This window comes from Globicatella sanguinis NBRC 15551 (assembly GCF_001552295.1).
Taxonomy (GTDB): Bacteria; Bacillota; Bacilli; order Lactobacillales; family Aerococcaceae; genus Globicatella; species Globicatella sanguinis.
Map to the genome: position 1 here is coordinate 1 of NZ_BCQX01000110.1, position 7,511 is coordinate 7,511.

Consider the following 7,511-nt stretch of genomic DNA (forward strand, 5'->3'; position numbering starts at 1 on the left):
AATCAAAAATAAGATGAGATAGGTCATATAAGAGAAGATGATTCTTTATTCTGGTAGTTAAAGACGTTAAAGATGCGTTTATTTATAGAGAATGAGACCACTTTTCATCAGTAGATATAAGTTTTACTAATTCATTCTATATACCACATTGTGATAATTAATATTTATAACTAAACATAAGATTACAAATTAACTGTTAAACACTGATATAACAACCAATGATCGTGAATAAGAGCCGCTGCATGAATTATTATTGACTTGTGAATAAAAACTATACTATTAGCTCAGCTTATAGTAAGTCTGAATATTAATTATTTTTTTTAATGGCAAAGACTTGCTATAATGAAAGCGTAAACAAAACAGCGTTTACATTTATTAAAGAGGAGGTATTGTATGAACTTCGATTGGATTAAAGTGAGAGCTGTGACTCATAGTGATAAAGTTGCGATTATTGAGCCAGCTAAAAAAAGAGAATGGACTTATCATGAATTGAATGTCCGTGCAGAGAACTTAGCGAATTATCTTGTTGAGCAAGGAGTTCAAAGAGGAGATAGAGTGGGGGTATTTGCACCAAATGATGTTGCGATTGCCGATTTTTTCTTTGCTTGTATTAAGATGGGAGCTGTATTCATCCCATTAAATTGGCGTCTTAAGCCATTAGAGATTGCGAAAGTTGTTGAAGATTCAGGAACGAAATTCATCGTAAACGCTGTTAACCATGAGGATCGTTTGGAAAATGTTCCCAAAGAGTATATTAAATTAAACATTGATTTACCGGAATATGATGAGATTGTCAATCCAGCTAATCACCGTCCATTTGAATCTGTAGATCTTGAGTTGAATGATCCAGCATTCTTAATCTACACAAGTGGCTCAACTGGAACACCTAAAGGGGTACTTCATACACATCAAAGTTATCGTAATAACGCTTTTAATGAGATTTTATCATTTAACTTAACGGAGGAATTACGCGTTATTATCAATGTGCCGTTATTCCATATTATCGGATTTGTTGATATGTTAGTTCCTGTTTTAATGTTAGGTGGAACGATTGTATTGGAACGCTATTTTAATGCTCAGACTTTAAATAGTATGATTCGTGAGTATCGTCCAAATACTTTAATTATGATTCCAACGATGTATTATGCGATGCTTGCATCACCTGACTTTGCACCAGATGTTTTAGAAAGTGTTGATCTAATTGTTTCTGGTGGCGCGCCACCTTTACCACAAATTGCACAAGCTTTTGAAAAAATGGGCAAACCCATTATGAACATTTATGGTTTATCTGAAGTGCCTTTAGTAACGTTCAATCGTAAGGAATTTGCGAAAGAAAATCCAGCAGCTATTGGCCAACCATTAATGAATGGCAAGATTAAGATTGTTGATGACCAATTAGAAGAAGTTGGAGTTGGCGAAGTGGGTGAATTATTAGTAGCGGGTGCCAATGTGTTTGCAGGCTATTGGAATTTACCTGAAGAAGATGAAAAAGCCTTCCACGAGGGGTATTTTAGAACGGGTGACTTAGCAACTCGTAATGAAAAAGGTGAAATAACAATTGTTAATCGTCTGAAAGAGTTAATCATTACCGGTGGCGAGAATGTTTTACCTTCTGAGGTAGAAGCGATTCTTAATAAACATCCATTAATTAAGAGTGGCTTGGTAGTGGGATATGATAATCCGAAATATGGAGAGTCAGTATCAGCAGCCATTATCTTAAACCCTGAAGCACGCGATTATGAAAACTTTGAAGCGGCTTTAGATGAGTTTATGATGAAAAACTTAGCAGGTTATAAAGTACCAAAACTATACTTAGTACTAGAAGAAATCCCATTGAATTCAGTTGGGAAACCTGACCGTTTAGAAATTCAACGGATGATGAATGAATACGCAAAAGAAATTGATGATCCAGTTAATCACAATAAATAAAGAATACGAATATGGAGGAAATTATTATGTCAACTAAACAAGAATTATTAAATAGATTATATCCTGAGGATGTTTTAAAATTATCTGCTGATTTAACCGAAGGAGAAGTAAAGGTTTTAGCGCAATTAGTAGAACTTTTAGAAAGTAAGTATCGTAAAGATTTAAATAAACATTGGACTAATTGTACAGTACCAGAAGGCTTCTTTGAAGATTTAGGAAAATTAGGTTATAAAACAAACCCATTATTATTTGAAGGTCGTGAAGGCGCGAAAGCACCAAGTCAATTATTTGAATTCTTCTTCACTTATACTTTAGCTCGTTTTGATATTTCCTTAGTTACTTTATTAGGTGTTCACTCAGGATTAGGATTTAATTCCTTCTTATTTGGTGGAGATGACGCTCAACGTAAAGAATATTTACCGAAATTAGCTTCTCATGAATTAAGAACTTGTTTCGCTTTAACAGAACCATTGCATGGTTCAGACGTAGCTTGGGGATTAGATACTACTGCTCGTCGTGAAGGAGATAAATGGATCTTAAACGGTGAAAAACGTTGGATTGGTGGCGCAATTGTAGCGGATGTCATTCCAGTTTATGCGCGTGATGAAGAAACAGGTAAACCAAAATGTTTCATTGTTGAAAGAGAACAAGCAGGTGTTGAAATCGATGTTATTGAAAATAAAATTGCTTTGAAGATCGTTCCTAACTGTAATATTAAGTTAACGAATGTTGAAGTAGAGGAATCAAAACGTCTACAAAACATTAATAGCTTCAAAGATATTGCCAAAGTATTATTCTCAACACGTGCAGCTGTTGCGTTCATGGCAACGGGTGGAATGGCAGGAGCTTTACAAGCAACCTTGAAATATGTTAAAGAACGTGAGCAATTCGGTAACAAGATTGCAAGTTATCAATTAGTTCAAGAAAAATTAGCAATGATGCAAGCAAACTTAACACAAGCAATGTCATTATGTGTCCATATTGCGAAGTTACAAGAACAAGGCGATTACAATGAAGTGGTGACGTCGATTGGTAAAATGATTAACTCATTACGCTTGAGAGAATCAGTAGCAATGGGACGTGGTATCTGTGGCGGTAATGGTATCGTAGCAGATTACGATATTGCACGCTTCTTCTCAGATGCTGAAGCAGTTTTCACTTATGAAGGAACACATGAAGTTAACTCACTTATCATTGGTCGAGCAATGACAGGTGAAGCAGCATTTAACTAAAAGTGCTACAAGATGACGAGGAGGAAATAATATGACCATTAGAAAAGCAACCGTATTGGGTGCTGGCGTGATGGGGTCGCAAATCGCGGCCCTTCTCGTTAACGCCGGTATTCAAGTAGAATTACTTGACGTAGTAATTGATCAAAATGATAAAAATAAATTATCTAAAATGGGGTATGATCGCATTAATGATCGTAAAAAACCGATGTTATATGATGCGAAGTTTTTAGGGAATTTATCCTATGGAAACTTTGATGATAATTTAAAAGAAGCTTCTGATTCTGATTTATTTATTGAAGCAGTAAAGGAAGATATCCAAATTAAACATGATATTTGGAAGAAAATCGCTGCCGTAGCGAAGGATACAGCCATTTTAGCGACTAATACTTCTGGTATTCCAATTGAAATGATTGCTAAAGTCTTATCAGATGATGAAAGAGCGCGCTTCCTAGGAATGCACTTCTTCAATCCACCACGCTTCATGAAATTAGTAGAATTAATTCCTAATTCAAAAACAAGTGACGCTACAATGGAAGTGGTGAGTGACTTTGCAATTAATGGCTTAGGTAAAGGAGTTGTAACAGCAAATGATGTCCCAGCCTTTATCGCTAACCGTATTGGTACGCATGCAATGGCGGACAACATGGCCAGAGCTGAAAAACTAGGTTTATCAGTTGTTGAAGCAGATGCTTTAACTGGAAAAGTTATTGGACGCCCAATGGGAACCTATGCTTTATCAGACTTAGTTGGATTAGATATTGCAACTTCAGTAGTTAAAGGTATCATGATGGATCCAAGTGAGACGGAACATTTCACTTTACCAGACTTAATGCCAAAATTATTAGAAAAAGGTTTATTAGGTAATAAAGTAAAACAAGGATTTTACAAGCGTGAAGGTCGCAAAAAATTAGTTATTTCACCGGATACATTAGAATATACAGAGGTGGAAATGCCAGCGTTACCTATTTTAGCTCAATTTGGTCGTAAATTAAAAGATAATTTAGATATTATCTTTAATAGTGACGATCCAGCTGGAAAGTATTTATGGGAAACCTTAGCGGCATCGTTTTATTACTCAGCATTAAATGTGCCAAAAGCAGCGAATGATTATAAAGATATCGACCGTGCTTTAGTTTGGGGCTTCAATTGGCAAAAAGGACCATTCCAATTATGGGATTTAATGGGATTCGAACGTGTTAAAGAACGCTTAACAAAAGAATATGGATCTTTACCAGAATGGGTAGCGAATCGTACTGAACCGTTTTACCAACCAGGTGAGCGCTTAGAACAAACGACGTCGATTGAAGAGAAAATTGAAAAAGATCTATGGGATGGAGAGACTTCAAGATTTAGTGTTGTCAACACGGATCAATTATTGTTCAAGTTTAAGACACCGAATAATACGATTACTGATGGTTTATGCGAGGATTTAATTAAAGCAGTTGATACATTAGAACAGGAAGACTATTCAGGAATGGTTATTTATTCTGATGGGCCACACTTCAGTTTAGGTGCGAACTTGTTAATGATGAAAGCAGCTATCGAACAAGAGCAAGTAGATGAATTAGTTGGAGGTACTATTTCAGTATTACATAATGCTGTCAATCGTATGCGTTATGCAACTAAACCAATCGCAACCGCAACTCAAGGGCGTGCTTTAGGTGGTGGAGCAGAAATTTTATTAGCGTCACCATTTGTTGTAGCAGCAGCTGAATCTTATATTGGTTTAGTAGAAGTGGGTGTTGGTTTAATTCCAGGTGGTGGAGGTTTAGCAGAATTAGCTGAACGCGCAACCATTGGTAATGATCAAACGTCTAACAAAATTCAAACCTTAGCCAAAGTAGTGATGAATGTGGCTCAAGCTAAAGTGGTGATGAATGCTTATGAAGCGCAAGAAAACTTATTCTTGAAACCAACAGATACCATCATTATGAATGGCGATCGTCGTATTGATGTGGCTTTAGACCGTGTTCGCTTTGAGGCTAATGCCGGCTATGTTCCACGTACAAAACGTACTTTTGCAGCTTTAGGCACAGACTTCATCGGTGTGGTTGAAGGGCAATTAGATTCTATGAGATTAGGTCATTTTATTAGTGATTACGATATGGAAATTGCGTTAGCATTAACCGAAGTATTAGCAGGTGGCGAGGTGCCAAGAGGGACACTCGTTAATCAAGAATACTTACAAAGCTTAGAAAAAGCCCAATTCACACGTTTAGCGAAAAATCAAAAAACATATGAACGTATTGCACATATGTTAAAAACTAGAAAGCCGTTAAGAAATTAATGGATGAACAATGGAGGGGAAAAATATGGAAGAAGCATACATTGTCTCTTATGGCCGCTCAGCTGTAGGAAAAGGAAATAAACGCGGAGCATTTGCCAATGACCGTCCTGATGATATTGCGGCTGAAGTTTTAAAAGGGGTCATTGATCGTATCGAAGGACCATTCGATCCAAACTTAATAGAAGATGTGATTGTAGGATGTGCTTACCCAGAAGCAGTACAAGGAAATAATTTTGCTCGTACGATTGCGTTAAGAGCAGGATTACCTTATACCGTTGCTGGTCAAACAGTCAATCGTTTCTGTTCATCAGGTTTACAAACGATTGCAACAGCAGCTAACGCGATTATGGCTGGGCAATCTGATGTGTTAGTAGCAGGTGGCGTTGAGTTTATGAGTGCAGTGCCAATGTTAGGAAATGAACCAACCAATAACCCGACTTTACAAAGAGAAGGTGTCGGAGCCGGAACGCCAATGGGCTTAACCGCTGAAAATGTGGCTGAAAAATATGGTGTTTCACGTGAAGATCAAGATGCATTTGCAGTCCAAAGTCATCAACGTGCTTTAGCGGCACAACAAGCAGGTCGTTTAGCAGATGAAATTATACCAGTACAAGTTAACAAAGTGACTTATACCGCTGAAGGTCCGGTAGTAACGAAGGAAGAATACAAAACTGACGAAGGCATTCGTCCGGGGACGAATATGGAGAGCTTAGCGAAATTACCGACGATTTTTAAAGCGAATGGATCGGTAACAGCAGCGACTTCATCACAAATTAGTGACGGTTGTGGATTCGTAGTATTAATGTCAGGCAAGAAAGTCAAAGAATTAGGGATTAAACCGATTGCGAAGTTTGTTGGGTTTAAAGCTGTAGGGGTAGATCCTAAATTAATGGGGATTGGACCAGCTTATGCAATTCCAGAAGTATTAAAATTAGCAGATCTTACTTTAGATGATATTGACTTAATTGAATTAAACGAAGCTTTTGCCTCTCAAGCTTTAGCTTCTATGCGTGAATTAGGAATTAATCAACAAATTACTAATGTTAACGGAGGCGCAATTTCACTAGGACATCCACTAGGCGCATCAGGGGCTATTTTAACAGCTCGTTTGTTAGCTGAAATGAAACGTCGTCCAGATTCAAAATATGGCATTGTTTCAATGTGTATTGGTGTCGGAATGGGAGCAGCCGGAATTTTCGAATATATTCATTAGTATCCGTGACACAGGAGGATTAGAATGGAAAATCAAGAGTTATTGATCAATATTGAAAATTCTATCGCCACCTTAACGATTAATCGTCCAAAATATGGTAATGCTTTATCAAAAGATAATTATCGCGCAATAATGGAAGCAATGAAATCTTTTGAAGACAATGAAGAGGTTAGAGTCATTATCATTACTAGCACTGGAGACAACTTCAGTGCTGGGGGTGATGTTACCCAATTTAAGGTAGCGATAGAAACAAAAACACATATTCCTTATGATACAGTAAGGGAAACAGGTTATATGATTGAAGCCATTATAAAAAATAAAAAGCCCGTCATTGCAGCTGTAGAAGGTTTTGCAGTAGGTGCAGGTTTTGGGTTGGCGATGGCTTGTGATTTTATCGTCGTTGGCGAAAGCTCAAGATTAATACCTGGATTTTCAAATATGGGCTTACCGGGAGATACAGGATTAATTTATCGCTTGTATCGTGCGATTGGTAGTTTCCGTACACGTCGTCATTTGATGTTAAATGAAACCATCAATGCCTCATTAGCCAAAGAATATGGTTTAGCATATGATGTCGTTCCTGATCAAACAGTTTATGCGACGGCTTTAAAATTAGCGCAAAAACTAGCTCAGGGGCCATATATTGCCTATGCTTACCAAAAAGAAATGATGGCTACCATCGAGTATCCAGCATTAGATGAATTCAATCAATTAGAAGCAAAATATATGCATGAGGCATCTAAACAAGCCAATCATTTTGAAGCCGTAGAGGCATTTTTAAATAAAAGACAGCCCAACTTTTAATATAGGGAGATAAAGACTCATTACGAGTGGCTGGGCATAAACTTGA

General features: G+C 37.2%; 5 protein-coding genes. All 5 read left to right on the plus strand.

Translation table 11 applies throughout. The features are described from left to right. Positions 1 to 393 precede the first annotated feature (393 nt). The 5 genes from fadD to GSA01S_RS08475 are packed head-to-tail and all read left to right on the plus strand — an operon-like array spanning position 394 to position 7,465. Positions 394 to 1,929 (plus strand): long-chain-fatty-acid--CoA ligase FadD, encoded by a 1,536-nt coding sequence (gene fadD / locus GSA01S_RS08455; RefSeq protein ID WP_066126619.1) that lies wholly within the window; start codon positions 394 to 396, stop codon positions 1,927 to 1,929. Positions 1,930 to 1,955: 26 nt separating this feature from the next. Further along, positions 1,956 to 3,161: an acyl-CoA dehydrogenase FadE gene (gene fadE / locus GSA01S_RS08460; RefSeq protein WP_066126621.1), complete on the plus strand. Its 1,206-nt coding sequence runs from the start codon at positions 1,956 to 1,958 to the stop codon at positions 3,159 to 3,161. Positions 3,162 to 3,192: 31 nt separating this feature from the next. Beyond that, entirely contained in the window at positions 3,193 to 5,448 is a 2,256-nt protein-coding gene (fadB, locus tag GSA01S_RS08465; RefSeq protein WP_066126622.1) for a 3-hydroxyacyl-CoA dehydrogenase/crotonase FadB, read from the plus strand. Between the two features lie 25 nt (positions 5,449 to 5,473). Beyond that, positions 5,474 to 6,661, plus strand: a complete 1,188-nt coding sequence (locus GSA01S_RS08470) for a thiolase family protein (RefSeq protein WP_066126623.1) — start codon at positions 5,474 to 5,476, stop codon at positions 6,659 to 6,661. A 24-nt stretch (positions 6,662 to 6,685) separates the two neighbouring features. Further along, positions 6,686 to 7,465, plus strand: a complete 780-nt coding sequence (locus tag GSA01S_RS08475) for an enoyl-CoA hydratase/isomerase family protein (protein ID WP_066126625.1) — start codon at positions 6,686 to 6,688, stop codon at positions 7,463 to 7,465. Positions 7,466 to 7,511: the final 46 nt, after the last annotated feature.

Bases quoted from the DNA above. Each gene is read 5' to 3' on its own strand.
- fadE (WP_066126621.1), top strand. From the start codon at position 1,956: ATGTCAACTAAACAAGAATTATTAAATAGATTATATCCTGAGGATGTT.
- fadD (WP_066126619.1), top strand. From the start codon at position 394: ATGAACTTCGATTGGATTAAAGTGAGAGCTGTGACTCATAGTGATAAA.
- fadB (WP_066126622.1), top strand. From the start codon at position 3,193: ATGACCATTAGAAAAGCAACCGTATTGGGTGCTGGCGTGATGGGGTCG.
- GSA01S_RS08470 (WP_066126623.1), top strand. From the start codon at position 5,474: ATGGAAGAAGCATACATTGTCTCTTATGGCCGCTCAGCTGTAGGAAAA.
- GSA01S_RS08475 (WP_066126625.1), top strand. From the start codon at position 6,686: ATGGAAAATCAAGAGTTATTGATCAATATTGAAAATTCTATCGCCACC.